Here is a 15,565-nt window from a genome sequence, read left to right as displayed (position 1 = left end):
GATTTCCCATGCGCCGCTTGCTGGTGGTACTGCTCGTCCTGGTCGCCGCACTTGCCGGCTACCTGCTGCTGTGGCCCGTGCCGGTGCAGCCGGCCGCCTGGTCGGCACCCAAGGCGCCGGGCTACGTGGGCCCGCACGCGGTCAACACGCGGCTGGCGAACCTGAAGTCCATCGACCTGGGCGGCGACGCCGGCCCCGAGCACATCGTGCTGCGCGAGGGCTGGCTCTACGTGGCGCTGGCCAACGGCGCCATCGTGCGCATGCGCCCCGACGGCTCGGCCCGCGAGCTGGTCGTGCAGACCGGTGGCCGCCCGCTCGGCTTCGACTTCGACGCCGAGGGCGCGCTCGTCATTGCCGACCCGATGGCCGGCGCCCATGGCGGCCTGCTGCGCGTCACCGGTACCGGCCAAAGCGCCAAGGTCACCTGGCTCACCGACAACGTCAACGGCGACCCGATCAACTATGCCGACGGCGTGATCGTCGCCAAAAGCGGCAAGATCTATTTCACCGACGCCTCGCGCCGCTTCGTCCCCAAGCGCTGGGGCGGCACCTTCAACGCGAGCGTGCTCGACATCCTGGAGCACCAATCCAGCGGCCGCGTGCTCGAGTACGACCCCGCCACCCACGCCACGCGCGTGGTGCTGAGCGACCTGTGCTTCCCCAACGGCCTGGCGCTCAGCGCCGACGAGCAGCACCTCTTCGTCAACGAAACCGGCGAGTACCGCATCTGGAAGGTGGCGGTCGGAGCGCGCGACACCAGCGCCCGCCAGCCCGGCGCCGACGCCCGTGTGCTGCTGGACAACCTGCCCGGCCACCCCGACAACCTGATGCGCGGCGAGGGCGGGCGCATCTGGGTCGGCCTCGTCAAGCCGCGCGGCGCGTTCATCGACGACAGCGCCGGCAAGCCCTGGCTGCGCTCGCTCGCCATGCGCCTGCCGAAGGCGCTCTGGCCGGTGCCGCCGGCCTACGGGCATGTGTTCGCGTTCGACGAATCGGGCAAGGTGCTGATCGACCTGCAGGATCCGAGCGGCGCCTACCCCGAGGCCACCGCCGTCACCGAGACCGCCGACCGGCTCTACATCCAGAGCCTGCATGCCAAGACGCTGGGCTGGATGGACAAGAAGGGCGCGGGGCTCTGATGGCGCGGTAATACCGCGACGAGCGCCGCGCCGAGCACCGCGCCGAGCGCCGGCCCGCCATCCCCTCGGGGGATCGGCCGGCGTACCCGCCGGCCGCGGGGCTCCACCCCGTCAGCGCACCGCCGCCCCCCGCAGCCGGTGCGCCACGAAGGCCACGCCAGCCACGCTGAGCAGCACGCACACCAGCAGAGGCACGGCCACCTGCTCGATGCCCATGGCCTCGCCCTTGAGCACGCGCGTCATCAGCGCGTACTGCGCGAGTGCCGGCACCCACAGGTGCCAGGCCGCCTCGCCCTTCTGGTTGAAGATGGCCACCATCGGCAGCAGCGACACCACCAGGATCAGGACGCCGCTGCTCGCCTGCGCCTCCTTGAAGCTCTTGCAGCGGATCGCCACCGCCATCAGCAGCGCCGACAGCGCCGCGGCGAACGGCAGCAGCACCACCAGGAAGCTCATCGCCTCGCGCAGGCCGAACTGGAACATCGCCTGCAAGGTGTCGCTGCGCAACAGCCACTGCGCCGGCAGGAAGCTCATGCAGCTCAACACGGCGATCAGCATCGCGAGCGCCGACACCGCGCCCCACTTGCCGAGCACCAGCGCCATGCGCGGCGCCGGGGTCATCAGGAGCGGCTCCAGCGACGCGCGCTCGCGCTCGCCCGCCGTGGTGTCGAGCGCGGCGTTGAGCGCCCCGTAGAGCACCGCCATCAGCACGAAGAACGGCAGCATGCCGGTGAGCTGCGCAGCGCGCGACTGCGTGCTGGCGAGGTCGCGTTCCTCCACCTGCACCGGCTGCAGCAACTCGGGTGATACCCCGCGCATCAGCAGGCTGAGTTGCCCGCGCTCGCGGCCGTAGGCGTTCAGCAGGCGCTCCGCGCGCCCGGCACTGGTCTGCGATTGGCGGTTGCCGCTGTCCGACACGATCTCGATCACCGGCTGCTCGCCCGCGAGCATGTCGCGCTCGAAGTGCTCGGGCACCACCAGCACCGCCTCGCCCAGCCGGGAGCGTCGCAACTGGTTTTCGTAGTCGGCCGGCGCCTCGGTGACGGTGAAGCTCTGGCGCTCGAAGAAGTTGCGCAAGCCCGGCGCATGCGCCATGCCCGCGACCACCACCTCGCGCCGCTCGGCCTGGGCCTCGAAGGACGCCAGCAGCCCCGACAAGGCCACCAGAACCAGCGGCCCGAGCAGCACCGACGACAACAGCACCACAAGCAGCGTGCGGCGATCGCGCAGGGCATCGGCCAGCTCCTTGCGCAAGACGGCGAGCACGAGCTTCATCGAGATCCTCCTGGGTCGGCTTCGGTGCCTGCCACATCCGGTGCGAACGCGAGCTTCACGAACGCCTGCTCGAAGTCACTCTCGCCCGTCTGCGCGAGCAGATCGCCGACCGAGCCATGCGCCACGGTGCGCCCGTGCGAGACCACGACCACCTCGTCGCACAGCCGCTCCACCTCTTGCATGATGTGCGTGGAGAACACGATGCACTTGTGCCCGCCTTCGGGCGTGCGCAGGTGGCGCAGCGTGTCGCGCAAGGCGCGCGTGGCGACCACATCGAGTCCGTTGGTGGGTTCGTCGAGCACGATGTGCTTCGGGTCGTGCACCAGCGCGCGGGCCAGCGCCGTCTTCATGCGCTCACCCTGGCTGAAGCCTTCGGTGCGGCGGTCGAGCAGCGCGCGCATGTCCAGCAAGCGGGCCAGCGCGTCGGCGCGCGCCTCGGCCGCGTCGCGCGGCATGCCGTGCAGGGCTGCGTAGTAGGTGATGTTCTCGCGCGCCGTGAGCCTCGGGTACAGCCCGCGCGCGTCGCTCAGCACACCCATGCGCGCCTGCGCCTCGCGCGTGCGGCGCACCACGTCCAGGCCGTCCACCGACAGGCGCCCGGTGTCGGGTGCGATCAAGCCGGCCAGCATGCGCAGCGTGGTCGTCTTGCCCGCACCGTTCGGGCCCAGCAACCCGGTAATGCGGCCATCGGCGGCGCTGAAGCTCAGCCCGCTCACTGCCTGCACCGGTGCGGCGCTGCGGCGTGCGCGCCAGCCGGTGCGCGCTGCGGCGAACTGCTTGCTGACGCCTTCGATCTCGATCATCGGGCGGACTCCGTCATGCCAACCGGCTGGAAGAAGGGCGGGCGCGGGATCGATTGCGCGCATGCGGCATCGACCTGCAACGCGGCGACCGCATCCGGCGTATCGATGAAGCGGTTCAGCACGTCGGGCATGCAGCCCAGCGCCATCACGCCATGCCCCGCCTGCGGCACCACCACATGCCGCGCCTGCGGCCCGAGCGCCTGCGCCACGCGCGCGCCATGGCGCGGCGGGGTGGCGGGGTCGATGCCGCCGCTCAGCAGCAGCACCGGCGCGGGGCTCGCGGGCAGCGTGTAGAAGGCCGCGGGCAGCTCGCCGCGCGGCCAGTCGGCGCACACGCGCTGGTACAGCTGCGCGGCCTCGGTGCCGAATTCGGCACCCGGGCGATCGGTGCTCTGCGCGAGGCGCGGCACGTCTTCGGCGCACACCACCGAGAAGTGCATGCCCATCGCGAGCGACATGTCCTTGCGTGCCGACAGCGCGCTCGCCAGCGTGAGCACCGCCTGCACGCGCCCCTGCGCGGCCTCGTGGATGGCCAGCGGCAGCGCCTGCGCGAGCAGCGGCACGTAGAGCGCACCGCGCACGGCCGATACCGCCATCTCGCGCGTGAGATCGAAGCTTTCGCTCGCGCCGGTCAGTGGGTGCTGCACCGTCACGCGCTGCGGCAGGCGCGCGAGCCAGCGCGACCACTCGGCGCGCAGGCCGGGGTGCGCGCGGGCGCAGGCGGCGTCGCGCTCGCAGGCCGTGAACATCGCGTCGAGCGCGGCCTGCCCATCGGTCGAGAAGCTGGCCGGCAGCACCATGTCGGGCGGCGCGAGGCCATCGAGCACCATGCGCCGCACGGCGTGCGGAAACTGACGCAGGTAGTCGAGCCCCGCACGCGTGCCGTACGACGCGCCCACCACATTGATCTGAGGCGCGCCGAGCGCCTGCCGCACGGCGTCGAGGTCTTGCGAGGCGAGCGGCGTGGTGAAGAAGCGCAGGTCGCCGTAGGGCAGCTTCTTCAATTGGTCGCGGCACGCGCGCAGCAGCGCGAACTGGCGCTCCGGGTCGGCCTGGTCGGCCACGCTCTGGTGGCGCGGGTCCTCACATTCCAGCGGGGCCGAGCGACCGGTGCCGCGCTGGTCGACGAAGACGATGTCGCGCCGGTTGTTCAGCCGCGCGAACAGCGGCAGCACCTGCGCCGCGACACCGATCGCGCTTTGCCCGGGCCCGCCGGCCAGCATCACCACCGGGTCGGCGTGCTTGCGCCGCGCGAGCGCAGGCACCACCACGTAGTGGATGTCGATCTTCACGCCCTGCGGGCGCGCCGGGTCGAGCGGGCGCTGCAGCGTGCCGCACTGCACTTCGTGGCGGATGCCCGGCACGCGGCAGTCCTGCAGACCCGCCGCGGTGGCCGCGCTGGCAGCCAGGCCCAGCAGCGCCGCGCCCACGGCAGCTCGCGCGGCAGCGCGCATCGGGCTCATTCGCCCAGCAGCCGCTTCAGTTCACCGCTGTCGATCAGCTTGCGGGTATCGCTCTCGCCCCCCACGAGCTGGCCTCGCACGAACACCATCGGGAAGGTCGGCCAGCCGGTCCACAGCTTCAGCGCATTGCGGCGCCGCCAACCGCTCAGGTAATTGCCGAACTCCAGATACTGGAAGGCCACGCCCGCACCGGCGAGCGCCTTGCGCACGCGCATGCCGGGCACGTTCCAACCCATGCTGACGACCAGCACCGGGTTGGAGGCCGCGGCCGAGCGCACGTTGTGCACGATGTCGGCGTGCAGGTTCGCGACCTTGTCGCGGATGGCCGGGTGAAGCTGGCTTTCTTCGAGGATGAGTCGCGGCATGCAAGGGCTCCGGGCGGCAGCAAAGCCCGGAGCTTACGACGCCACTCAGGTCGCGAGCACGCCCTGCTGAAAGTCCTGCACGGCCTTGAAGATCTCCTGCTGCGTGTTCATCACGAACGGGCCGTACTGCGCAATCGGCTCGTTCAGCGGCTGCCCGGCGATCAGCAGCAACTTGGCTTCGCCCTCCAGCGCACGCACGCGCACGCCATCGGCCGCCGCGTCGTTGCGCAGGATCGCCATGCGCTCGCTGTCCACGCGCTCGCCTTCAATTTCCACCGCGCCGCCGTACACGTACACGAAGGCGTTGTGCGACGCCGGCAGCGCGTGCTCGAACACCGTGCCTGCGGGCAGCGCGATGTCGAGGTACAGCGGCTCGGTGGTCGGGCGCGTCACCGCCCCCGTCACGCCGCGGCTCACGCCCGCGATCACGCGCACGCGGGTGCCGTCGCCCAGCGTGTACACGGGCACGCTCTGCGGCGGCACATCCTGGTAGAGCGGCGCCTGCATCTTGTCCTTGGCGGCGAGGTTTACCCACAGCTGGAAGCCGGCCATGCGGCCTTCTTCCTGCTCGGGCATCTCGGAGTGGATGATCCCGCGGCCGGCCGTCATCCACTGCACGCTGCCGGGCTCGAGCAGCCCGGTGTTGCCCACGCTGTCGTGGTGGCGCATGCGGCCTTCGAGCATCACCGTCACCGTCTCGAAGCCGCGGTGCGGATGGCTCGGGAAGCCGCCGATGTAGTCGGAGGCGCTGTCGCTGCCGAAGGCATCGAGCATCAGGAAGGGGTCGAGCCGGCGCTGCAGCGGCTGCGTCAGCACCCGGGTGAGCTTGACCCCGTCGCCATCCGACGTGGGCTGGCCGCGCACCTGGCGCTCGACGCGGCGGGAGGTCGCAAGCGGAGAGCCGGCAAGTTCAGTCATGGGGGTGGGGGTGGAGGTGTTCATGTGAAGCACTCTATGCCGCACCGGGCCTGCTGGGGAGCAAGCGTTTTGCACACATCGCGCAATCCGATTGCAATGGGCTTGCGGGCCCGCGGGCGAATCGAAAGCGGTGTAATGGGCGCCCCTCTTTCCCGACCAAGGTCTGCCATGAAGCTCTACTACAGCCCCGGTGCCTGTTCGCTGTCGCCGCACATCGTGCTGCGCGAATCCGGCCTGCCCTTCGAGCTGGTGCTCGCCAGCACCAAGACGCACAAGCTGGCCGACGGCACGGACTACTACACGATCAACCCCAAGGGCTACGTGCCGCTGCTCGAACTCGACAACGGCGAGCGCCTGAGCGAAGGCCCGGCGATCGTGCAGTACATCGCCGACCAGGTGCCGGCCAAGAACCTCGCGCCCGCCAACGGCACCATGCCGCGCTACCGCCTGCAAGAGTGGCTGACCTTCATCGGCACCGAGATCCACAAGTCGTTCGGCCCCCTGTTCACACCCAACAGCACCGAGGACGCCAAGGCCGCCGCCAAGACCAAGGCGCTGGGCCGCCTGAGCTACGTCGACGAACAACTCGCCGGCAAGAGCTATCTGCTGGGCGACCAGTTCAGCGTGGCCGACGTCTACCTCTTCGTCGTCGCCAACTGGACGCGGCCGACCGCGATCGACATCTCGGCGCTGAAGAACCTGTCGGACTTCATGGCCCGCGTGGGCGCCCGCCCGGCGGTGCAAGAGGCGATGAAGGCCGAAGGCCTCATCAAGTGAGCGCCGCGCGCGGCCGTCTCGCATGAACGCGGCCGCGTTCGCCGCGCTGCTGCTGCTGGCGGCCAGCGCCACGGCCACCGGCGCGCCGCCCTCCCCGGCACCGCCCCCGGGGGACCATGCGGCGCGCCTTTGCGTCACCGTCGCTTCCCAGCCTGCGAACTGCGGGCCGGTGGCGGCGCACATCGATACCGGGGGCGACATCACGCTGCGCGTGCATGACTTCCGCTACATCCTGCAGTTCGCACCGCCCGCGGTCATCGTGCTCACCATGCACGGCGGCATGCTGGTCGCCGACGCGCTGTCCACCTACCGCTGGGCCGGCCGCACGCTGATGTTTGCCGACGCCGAACGGGGCCTGCAGTACGAGGTGGATTTCGATCCCCCCGCCACCGGCCCGGCCGGGCGCTGAGCAGGCTAGGGCCTGTTCACACTAAATGAGCCCACAGGCCTTGGCCCTTAGGGTGATCTCATCAAAAGCCCGCCCACAGCGTTGCAAATGCTCGCTGTAGCAAGTGCTACAGCTGCGCTTTGCGCCTCGTTGGCGGGCTTTTGATGAGTCACGTGGGGGCTCATTTAGTGTGAACAGGCCCTAAACCGCACCCCGAAGGCAGCTTGCGCCGCACGCCTGCGGCAGGCGTCGGCCTTGTCCTACAGGCATCGGGCAGCAGCGTGGGTACAACAGGCGGCATGTCTCGAAACCCGCCTGCCCAGCTCGCCTTCAAGGTGATGACGGTGAACACCCACAAGGGGTTCACCTTCTTCAATCGCCGCTTCATCCTCCATGAACTGCGCGACGCCGTGCGCGCCGTCGGGGCGGACGTGGTGTTCCTGCAAGAGGTGCAGGGCACGCATGAGCGCCACGGCGGTCGCGTGGCCAACTGGCCCGAGGTGTCGCACTACGAATTCCTGGCCGACTCGATCTGGCCCGAGTACGCGTACGGCCGCAATGCCGTGTACCCGCACGGCCACCACGGCAATGCAGTGCTGTCCAAGTTTCCGATCACGCACTACCAGAACCATGACGTGTCCATCAGCGGCCCCGAGCGCCGCGGCCTGCTGCACTGCGTGCTGCGCGTGCCCGGCCGCGAGCTGGAGATGCACGCGATCTGCGTTCACCTGGGCCTGCAGGAGGCGCACCGCCGCAAGCAGCTCGAACTGCTGTGCGCTCTGGTCGAGAAGGACGTGCCACCCGATGCGCCCCTGCTGATTGCCGGTGACTTCAACGACTGGCGCGGCAAGGCCGGCCGCGTGCTCGAGCGCTGCGCCGGCCTGCGCGAGGTGTTCGACCACGCGCACGGCGCGCCGGCACGCACCTTCCCGGCGCGCTTTCCGGTGCTGCCGCTTGATCGCATCTACGTGCGCAGCGCCAAGGTCCATGCGCCGGTGGTGCTGCCGCGCCGCCCGTGGTCGCACCTGTCGGACCACGCGCCGCTGGTGGCCGACATCAGCCTGTGAGCGCGCGAACCATGAGCGCCAACACGGTCCCCGCGCGGCAGGAAGAAGCGCCTTCGCGCCACGCGGCCGGGGGCTCACGCTGGCTGCCCGGCAATCAGCTCACGCTGCTGGAAAACGGCGAGGCCTTCTTCCCGGCGGTGTTCGAGGCCATCCGCCAGGCGCGCCGCGAGGTGCTGCTGGAGACCTTCATCCTGTTCGAAGACAAGGTGGGCCTGGACCTCAAAGACGCACTGATCGCCGCCGCGCGCAACGGCGCGCAGGTCGACGTGCTGATCGACGGCTTCGGCTCACCCGACCTGTCCGACGCGTACACCGGCGAGCTGGCTGCAGCCGGGGTTCGCCTGCGCGCCTTCGACCCGCAACGCCCGCTGTGGGGCATCCGCACCAACGTGTTCCGCCGCATGCACCGCAAGATCGTGGTGGTGGATGGCGAGCGTGCGTTCGTGGGCGGCATCAACTACTCGGCCGATCACCTGCTCGACTTCGGCCCCGCGGCCAAGCAGGACTACGCCGTGGAGGTGCGCGGCCCGCTGGTGGCCGACATCCACCACCACACCCGCGCCGCCATCGGCAAGCCGCCGCGGCGGCGCTGGTTCGGCCGCCGCAGCCCGCCGCCTGCGCAACAGAGCAGCGAGACCGCACCGGGCCAGGCACAGTGCATGTTCGTCACCCGCGACAACCACTCGCACCCCGACGACATCGAGCGCCACTACCGCGCTGCCATCCGCACCGCGCACCACCGCATCGTCATCGCGAACGCGTACTTCTTCCCCGGCTACCGCCTGCTGCGCGAGCTGCGCCGCGCGGCACGCCGCGGCGTCGAGGTCAAGCTCATCCTGCAAGGCATGCCCGACATGCCCATCGTCAAGACCGCCGCCGAACTGCTGCACAACCATCTGCAGCGCGCTGGCGTCAAGATCTTCGAGTACTGCCAGCGCCCGTTTCACGGCAAGGTGGCGCTGGTCGACGACGAGTGGGCCACGGTCGGCTCCAGCAACCTCGACCCGCTCAGCCTGTCGCTGAACCTCGAAGCCAACGTGATCGTGCGCGACCGCGCCTTCAACCAGCAACTCGCCGAGCGGCTCGACAAGCTGGTGTGCGAAAGCTGCAAGGAGGTCGACTCCTCCGGCGCGCGCGATCCGAGCATGTGGCAGGTGATGCGCAACGCGGTGGTGTTCCACTTCCTGCGCCACTTCCCGCGCTGGGCGGGCTGGTTGCCGGCGCATGCGCCGGTGGTGGTGCCGGTGGCAGCCGCCTCTGCCGACGCAGCCCCATCTGAGGCACGCTCGACACGCCCGACAGACGAGCGCGCGGCCGAAGCGCGTACGCACGAGCAGCCGGCCTGTGAACATGGCGGCTGACCTGGCCCACGCCGCTCCGCTGACTCAGCGCGCCTGGTGGCCCCTGGTCAAGCGGGTCGCGAGCTTCGCCTTCTTCGCGCTGGTGCTCTGGTTGATTGCACGGCAGGCGCAGCAGATCGACTGGGCCGAGGTCCTGCAGACCGTGCGCAACTACCCCGCCAGCACCCTGCTCACCGCCGCCGCGCTGGCCGCCGCGAGCTTCGCGCTGTATGCCACCTTCGACCTGCTCAGCCGCAGCTATGCGGGCCACGCGCTCGGCACCCGGGCGGTGCTCGCCACCACCTTCATCAGCTACGCCTTCAACCTCAACTTCGGCTCGCTGATCGGCGGGCTGGCGTTTCGCTTCCGGCTCTACACACGCCAGGGCCTGAAGCCGGCGCAGATCTCGCGCGTGTTCGCCTTCTCGATGCTCACCAACTGGCTGGGCTACGTGGCGCTCGCAGGTCTCATGTGCCTCTGGCAGCCCATCGCCCCGCCCGCGCAATGGCCCATCGCCAGCGGCTCCCTGCGCCTGATCGGCGCGCTGCTGCTCGCCCTGCCGGTCGCCTACCTCGCGCTGTGCGCCTTCTCGACGCGACGCAGCTGGCACCTGCGCGGCCACGAGCTGGAGCTGCCCCCGCTGCGCCTGGCGCTCATGCAACTTCCGATGTCGGTCGTCAACTGGATGCTCATCGGCGCTGTGGTCTACACCCTGCTGCAGCACCACACCAGCTACCCGAGCGCCCTGACCGTGCTGCTGATCGCCGCCGTGGCCGGCGTCATCACCCACGTACCCGCCGGCCTGGGCGTGCTCGAAGCGGTGTTCATCACCCTGCTCACACCGCAGATCGCGCGTCATGAACTGCTGGCCGCGCTGGTGGTGTACCGGGCGGTGTACTACCTGATCCCGCTGGCGCTGGCCCTCGTGGCCTACGTCGTGTTCGAGCTGCGCTTGCGGCGCGGCGCCGCGCCGCAAGCGAGGGCCAAGGCGTGATGGCGAGCTTGTCGTCGCCGCGGACCACCCGCTCGCAGGCCCTGGGCCTCGTAGGCTGGCTGGCGCTCGTGTTCGTCGCCGCGGCCATCGGCGCGGCCGCGTCCGTCGACGCCAGCAGCTTCTACGCACAACTCGTGCGGCCGCCGTGGGCACCCCCTGCGTCGGCGTTCGGCCCGGTCTGGTCGGTGCTCTACCTGCTGATGGGGCTGGCCGTGTGGCTGGTCTGGCGCGAGCAGGATGCACGATCCTCGAGGCTGGCGATCGGGCTCTTCGTGGCCCAGTTGTGCGCCAACGCGCTCTGGTCCTGGCTGTTCTTCGCCTGGCACCACGGCGCGCTCGCGTTCGCAGAGGTTCTGGTGCTGCTGGCGCTCATCGCCGCCACGGTGGTGGTGTTCTGGCGCATCAGCCGCCTGGCGGGCGCGCTGATGCTCCCGTACCTCGCCTGGGTAGGCCTCGCCAGCGCGCTCACCTGGTCTGTGTGGCGGGGCAATCCGAATCTCTTGTAGCGGCGGCGCAGGCGGCGAGCGCTACGCAGACTTCGCCAACACCGCCAGACAGGTACTCCGCTGCGCCTGCGCCTCGGGGACCCGGGTGCACACGGCCTTGGCCTGTGCCTGCAGGCGTTTCATCGAGGCACGGTGGTTCTTCTGCCATGCGCGCAGCGAGTCACCCACGCGTTGCAGCGAACGCGCGTTGCGCTCGTAGAAGGCATCGGGTTGCGCGGCGGCTTCGTTGAAGAGTTGCAGCGTCGCCTTCTCGATGCGCGCCTCGTCCTTCGGCGCGAGTTCGACCAGCGCGCGCACGTACACGCCGCCCCATTGCACACGGGTGGCCGGGCCCACGCTCTTGTCGTAGGCCTCCTGGTACCAGCGCAGCGCCTCGGCGGTGTCGCCACGGCGCTTGGCGTTGCCGGCCAGGCCGAGCATCAGGTAGTAGGGCGAATGGCTCTTGTCCAGATTGGCCGTGAGCAGCGCGTCGGATTCATCGGGCACGCCGGCCTCTTCGAGCAAATCGGCCGCGGTGGTGATGACGGCCTGGCGCTCGTAGCCGTCGGTGGTTTCGTGGTCGAGTTGCGCGATCTGTTCGCGCACTTCGGCGAGCAGCGATTGCGGCACCTGCGGCGGGCTGCCCGGGGCGGCATCGATGTGGGCCAGCTTGATGCGGGCGATCTGCGCGGTCAGCCGATCGGCGCGCGACAGGGTCACGTCGTGCGCCAGGCCCGCGAGGCTCGCGTCATACGCCTCGATGAGCTGCTGCCGCTCGGCGGTCTTGGGCGCGCTCACGGCGCGCACCAGCTCGACCGCCTCGTAGCTCAGCACATCCATCTGCACGCGCGAGGGCTCGGCGTTGCGCAGCACCGCGAGCAGGCGCTCGAGGGCAGCGGGGTCGACATGGCTAGCGGTCTTGGGGTCGGTGGCCGCCGTGGCCTTGAGGAAGAGGCGGGTGCAGGTGTTGGCCTGTTCCTTCGGGCAGGCCGCACTCAGCTCGCGCAGCACCTGCGGCACTTGCTGCGGCGGCACGAGCTGCGCCTGCTCGTCGGTTTCCCACGAGAAGAAGGCGAGCAGCTTCCAGTCGTTCGGCGTCATGCCCTGTCCGCCAGCGCGCGCATCGGCCAGCACGGCCTTCACGGGGCGCTGCGCGTTCATGCCCAGCGTGAGCACCTCGGTGTAGAGCTGCGGGTCGACCTCGCCGGGCAGGCGCGTCACTTCAGCACCCGAGGGCGAGAACAACACCATCGTCGGATAGCCGCGCACCTTGAATCGCGCCCCGAGCTTTTGCGCACCGGGGCTGTCGCCGTCGATGTAGACCGGCACGAAGGCACGCGAGCGTTCGATGAAATCCTGCCGGTTGAAGAGCGTGGCCTTCACCTGGTTGCACGGTGGGCACCAGGACGCGCCCCAGTACAGGAACACCGGCTTGTTCTCGGCCCGCGCCTGCGCGAAGGCGGCATCGACCTGCGCATCGGTCGTTGCGTGCTGCCAGGCAATGCCGGCATCGCCGGGCCCGGCCTGAGCCACCGGTGAGGCAGGCGACTCGGCCTGCGATGCGGTGGCAACGGCGGGTGGTGTGGAGGGTGCGGCCGCGTCGGAGGGGCGTTTGCACGCCGAGAGCGCGCCCATCGCCAGCACAGCCGCCAGCGCTGACAAGGTCAGTGCCCATGGGCGTGGCAGCGCGCGAATCGTGTTCAGGGTGATCATTGGCGCACATTCTGGGGCCTCGGGTCGGCCGTGGCCCCCTTCCCTGTGGCGTCCTACATGCGGACGCGGTGTTGGCCGAGCGGCGATGCAAGCGGCCGGGCCCACCATGGAGATCCTGTGAACCAAGCGCCCTCTCGCACGCCACCACCGCCTACGCCAGCCTCTCCGCCTGCGCGGCCGTGGCACGCCCGCCGATGGCTGCGGATCACGCTGGCCACCGTGGCCGCGCTCGTGCTGCTGGTGGCCTCTTTCGACGCCAACTGGGTGCGCCCTGCGCTCGAACGCCATCTGAGCCAGACCTCGGGCCGGTCGGTGCGCGCGAACGATCTGCACCTGAGCTTCGACACCCTGGGGCGCCCGGTGGTCCGCCTGCGCGGCGTGCAGATCGAGAACGCCCCCTGGGCCGACAGCTCGCGCCCCTATGTGCGCGCCGGCGAACTGCGCTTCACCTTCGATTGGAAAAGCCTCTTCCAGGACATCCGCCTCATCCCCGAGGCGGTGATGATCGACGCCGACATCCACCTCGAACGCCAGGCCGACGGCCTGCGCAACTGGCGCCTCACGCGCCCCGACGACCGCGGCCCGGGCCGCGTGCGCATCCTGGCGCTGGAGGCCCACAACAGCCGCCTCACGCTGGCCCACCGCGGGGTCGGGCTCTCGCTGGAGATGTCGTCCACGCCGCTCGATGCACCCGAGGGGCCCTTCACGCACCGCGTGGCGTTCAGCGGCAAATTGCATGGCGAGGCCTTCACGGGCAGCGCCTTCGCCAGCCCCGAGCTCACGCTCATGCAGACCGGCCGGTTCTTCTCACTGCGCGGCGAAGCCCGCAGCGCCCAGACCGTGCTGCAACTCGACGGCCGCATGGCCGACATGCTGCGCCTGGGCGGTCTTGACGCGCAAGCCCGGCTCAGCGGGCCGAGCCTCGGGCAGCTCAAGGGCATCTTCGACGACCCGCCCTGGCCCGCGACCAAGCCCTACCGCGCCAGCGCGCACCTCACGCGTGAGGGCGACCACTTCGAAGCGCGCGATCTGCAGGTCAGCCTGGGGCGCTCCGATGTGTCGGGCCACATCAGCTACCGCATGGACGACCACCGCAGCACCGCACGCGCCGAGCTGCGCAGCCGCCGCATCAGCACCGAGGACCTGCCCTCGCTCGCCGGCCGTGCGTCCAAGGTGGGCTCGCCGCGCGTGCTGCCGCAGGGCAAGCTGCCGGTTGCGCAGTTGCGCGACATGGATGCCGACATCGACTGGCGCGTGGCCGAGTTGCTGGCGTCGCCGCTGCGGCCGATGCAAAGCGTGAATGCCCGCGCCACGCTCGAACGCGGCCAGCTCCAGCTGCGCCTCGTCAACGCCACCGTGGCCACCGGCCAGCTCAGCGGCCGCTTCACGCTCGATGCGCGCGAGGACACCACGCAAGTCAAGCTGCAGGCGCAAGCCCGCGGCATGCGCGTCGAACACCTGTGGCCCGACATGCCCGACGCCGCACGGGTCGAGGCGCCCCTGTCGGCGCAACTCAAGCTCAGCGGCCACGGCGCCTCGGTGGCCGACTGGGCGGCCGGCGCGAATGGCTCGCTGCAGGTGGCACTCGACCGCGGCACCCTCAGCAAACGCCTGGCGGCCAAGCTGAGCCTCGATCTCGGCAAGCTGCTCGGCTCCGTGTTCGACGGCGAAGACGACGTGGTCGCCCTCCACTGCGGCGCCGTGGTGCTCGACGTGAAGGACGGCATCGGCCGCACCCGCCAGATCACCCTCGACACCGAGAAGACGCACGTCGACGGCCAGGCCAGCGTGCAATTGGCCGAGGAAACCTGGTCCGTGCTGCTCACGCCGCAGATGAAACGCCGATTCCAGCCCCTGATGCTGGGCAAGTCGGTGCAGCTCGATGGCAGTTTCGGCAGCTACCGACAGCAGCTTGTCGACCGCCGCGAGATCGCCTCGGCCGGCTGCCCGGCGCCATGCAGCGGGGCGGGGTGCGGGAAGGTGCCTTAACAAATGGCCCTTGGCGAGGCAGCTCAGGTGGCTTCGTGGTCGGCGCCTGGATCGCCCAGGTCGTTTGCCAGGCTCTCGCCATCGCCCAGCATCCCTTGCACCTCTTCGCTGCGCCAGCCCTCCATCGGCGTGGCGCGGGCGAGTGCCATCCACAGCGGCAGGCTCATGCGCATGGGCCGCTTGGGCGCCGGGCGCAACACCTCCAGCAGCGTCGCGTCGGCGGGGCCCTGCGCCGCCATCACGCCGAACTCGGGCGGGATCTCGTCGGCCTGCGCGATGCCCTGCGCGATCACGTACCAGCACTCGCTGCTGAGCTGCAGGTAGGCCGCTCGCTTGGGCTCGCGGCGCAGGTCGGACAGCAGGTCGCTGCGGTGCACCTTGATCTCGTGCACGATGGGTTCAAGGTAGGCCTCGACGGTCGTGTTGCGGATCGAGAACACATCGGGCATGGCCATCGCCCATTGGCCGCCTTCGCGTTCGCCTGCGTCATTGACGACCTCGCCCACCTTCGCGCGCAGCGAGAGCCCGCGCCAGGCGAGGCGGCCGGCGCGCGTCATCTCGCGCGCCACGCGCTCGACCAGCGCCTCGTGCGCATCGCGCCTCGCGCGGTTGCGTTGCAGGGTCTCGGCCATCAGCAGCACGCCGGCATCCGTCACGCGCAGCGTCTCGTGGCCCGAAGGCTGGCGCACGCGCTCCAGCAGGCCGGCGGCGAGCAGCTCCACCTCGATCAAGTCACAACACGGCCACCCGGCCGAGCGCCACACCTCGCGCAGGCGGCGGCTGTGGGCGGCTGTGAGAGCGGCCATCAGGCCCCTTGCCGGGTTGCCCCAAGAGAGGCTTGCGCGCCCA

At 70.3% G+C, this 15,565-nt stretch carries 15 protein-coding genes; 8 read left to right on the top strand and 7 right to left on the bottom strand.

Annotated elements, in window-relative coordinates:
- The first annotated feature begins 8 nt into the window (after positions 1-8).
- Positions 9-1,139 (top strand): SMP-30/gluconolactonase/LRE family protein, encoded by a 1,131-nt coding sequence (locus AC1KAR_RS10525; protein ID WP_480317204.1) that lies wholly within the window; start codon positions 9-11, stop codon positions 1,137-1,139.
- A 111-nt stretch (positions 1,140-1,250) separates the two neighbouring features.
- Here AC1KAR_RS10525 and AC1KAR_RS10520 read toward each other — a convergent pair whose 3' ends face one another.
- Genes AC1KAR_RS10520 through AC1KAR_RS10500 form a run of 5 tightly spaced genes read right to left on the bottom strand, consistent with a single transcriptional unit; the run spans position 1,251 to position 5,963 of the window.
- On the bottom strand, positions 1,251-2,414 hold the full coding sequence (locus AC1KAR_RS10520; RefSeq protein WP_480317202.1) for an ABC transporter permease: 1,164 nt from the start codon (positions 2,412-2,414) through the stop codon (positions 1,251-1,253).
- Positions 2,411-3,217, bottom strand: coding sequence for an ABC transporter ATP-binding protein (locus AC1KAR_RS10515; RefSeq protein WP_480317200.1), 807 nt, complete (start codon positions 3,215-3,217; stop codon positions 2,411-2,413). The genes AC1KAR_RS10520 and AC1KAR_RS10515 overlap by 4 nt, the downstream gene beginning before the upstream one ends.
- Complete coding sequence (locus tag AC1KAR_RS10510; protein WP_480317198.1) at positions 3,214-4,671, bottom strand: alpha/beta hydrolase; 1,458 nt, start codon at positions 4,669-4,671, stop codon at positions 3,214-3,216. Before AC1KAR_RS10510 ends, AC1KAR_RS10515 begins: the two co-directional genes overlap by 4 nt.
- A 5-nt stretch (positions 4,672-4,676) precedes the next feature.
- A complete protein-coding gene (locus AC1KAR_RS10505) occupies positions 4,677-5,045 on the bottom strand; it encodes a glutaredoxin domain-containing protein (protein WP_480317196.1) in 369 nt (122 codons plus the stop codon).
- A 45-nt stretch (positions 5,046-5,090) separates the two neighbouring features.
- Positions 5,091-5,963, bottom strand: coding sequence for a pirin family protein (locus tag AC1KAR_RS10500; RefSeq protein ID WP_480317194.1), 873 nt, complete (start codon positions 5,961-5,963; stop codon positions 5,091-5,093).
- 168 nt (positions 5,964-6,131) lie between these two features.
- Between AC1KAR_RS10500 and gstA the strand changes: the two genes are divergently transcribed.
- The 6 genes from gstA (at position 6,132) to AC1KAR_RS10470 (ending at position 11,035) form a co-directional block, all read left to right on the top strand.
- Positions 6,132-6,740, top strand: a complete 609-nt coding sequence (gene gstA / locus AC1KAR_RS10495; protein ID WP_480317192.1) for a glutathione transferase GstA — start codon at positions 6,132-6,134, stop codon at positions 6,738-6,740.
- 22 nt (positions 6,741-6,762) lie between these two features.
- Positions 6,763-7,149, top strand: coding sequence for a hypothetical protein (locus AC1KAR_RS10490; protein ID WP_480317191.1), 387 nt, complete (start codon positions 6,763-6,765; stop codon positions 7,147-7,149).
- 278 nt (positions 7,150-7,427) lie between these two features.
- Positions 7,428-8,195 carry an endonuclease/exonuclease/phosphatase family protein gene (locus tag AC1KAR_RS10485; protein ID WP_480317189.1) on the top strand — a complete coding sequence of 256 codons (768 nt, stop codon included), beginning with the start codon at positions 7,428-7,430 and terminating at the stop codon, positions 8,193-8,195.
- A gap of 11 nt (positions 8,196-8,206) precedes the next feature.
- Positions 8,207-9,556, top strand: a complete 1,350-nt coding sequence (gene clsB, locus AC1KAR_RS10480; protein ID WP_480317187.1) for a cardiolipin synthase ClsB — start codon at positions 8,207-8,209, stop codon at positions 9,554-9,556.
- Complete coding sequence (locus AC1KAR_RS10475) at positions 9,546-10,529, top strand: lysylphosphatidylglycerol synthase domain-containing protein (RefSeq protein WP_480317185.1); 984 nt, start codon at positions 9,546-9,548, stop codon at positions 10,527-10,529. The genes clsB and AC1KAR_RS10475 overlap by 11 nt, the downstream gene beginning before the upstream one ends.
- A complete protein-coding gene (locus tag AC1KAR_RS10470; RefSeq protein WP_480317183.1) occupies positions 10,529-11,035 on the top strand; it encodes a TspO/MBR family protein in 507 nt (168 codons plus the stop codon). Before AC1KAR_RS10475 ends, AC1KAR_RS10470 begins: the two co-directional genes overlap by 1 nt.
- 21 nt (positions 11,036-11,056) lie before the next feature.
- Here AC1KAR_RS10470 and AC1KAR_RS10465 read toward each other — a convergent pair whose 3' ends face one another.
- Positions 11,057-12,727, bottom strand: a complete 1,671-nt coding sequence (locus tag AC1KAR_RS10465; protein ID WP_480317181.1) for a thioredoxin family protein — start codon at positions 12,725-12,727, stop codon at positions 11,057-11,059.
- A 117-nt stretch (positions 12,728-12,844) separates the two neighbouring features.
- Here AC1KAR_RS10465 and AC1KAR_RS10460 point away from each other — a divergent pair, with 117 nt between their 5' ends.
- A complete protein-coding gene (locus AC1KAR_RS10460; RefSeq protein WP_480317179.1) occupies positions 12,845-14,716 on the top strand; it encodes an AsmA family protein in 1,872 nt (623 codons plus the stop codon).
- Between the two features lie 23 nt (positions 14,717-14,739).
- Here AC1KAR_RS10460 and AC1KAR_RS10455 read toward each other — a convergent pair whose 3' ends face one another.
- Complete coding sequence (locus AC1KAR_RS10455) at positions 14,740-15,522, bottom strand: hypothetical protein (protein WP_480317178.1); 783 nt, start codon at positions 15,520-15,522, stop codon at positions 14,740-14,742.
- Positions 15,523-15,565: the final 43 nt, after the last annotated feature.

The sequence above is a fragment of the Piscinibacter sp. PDB1-1 genome, assembly GCF_056675995.1.
Note: the sequence above shows the minus strand (reverse complement) of the source record. Positions and strands in the feature narration are given on the sequence as shown.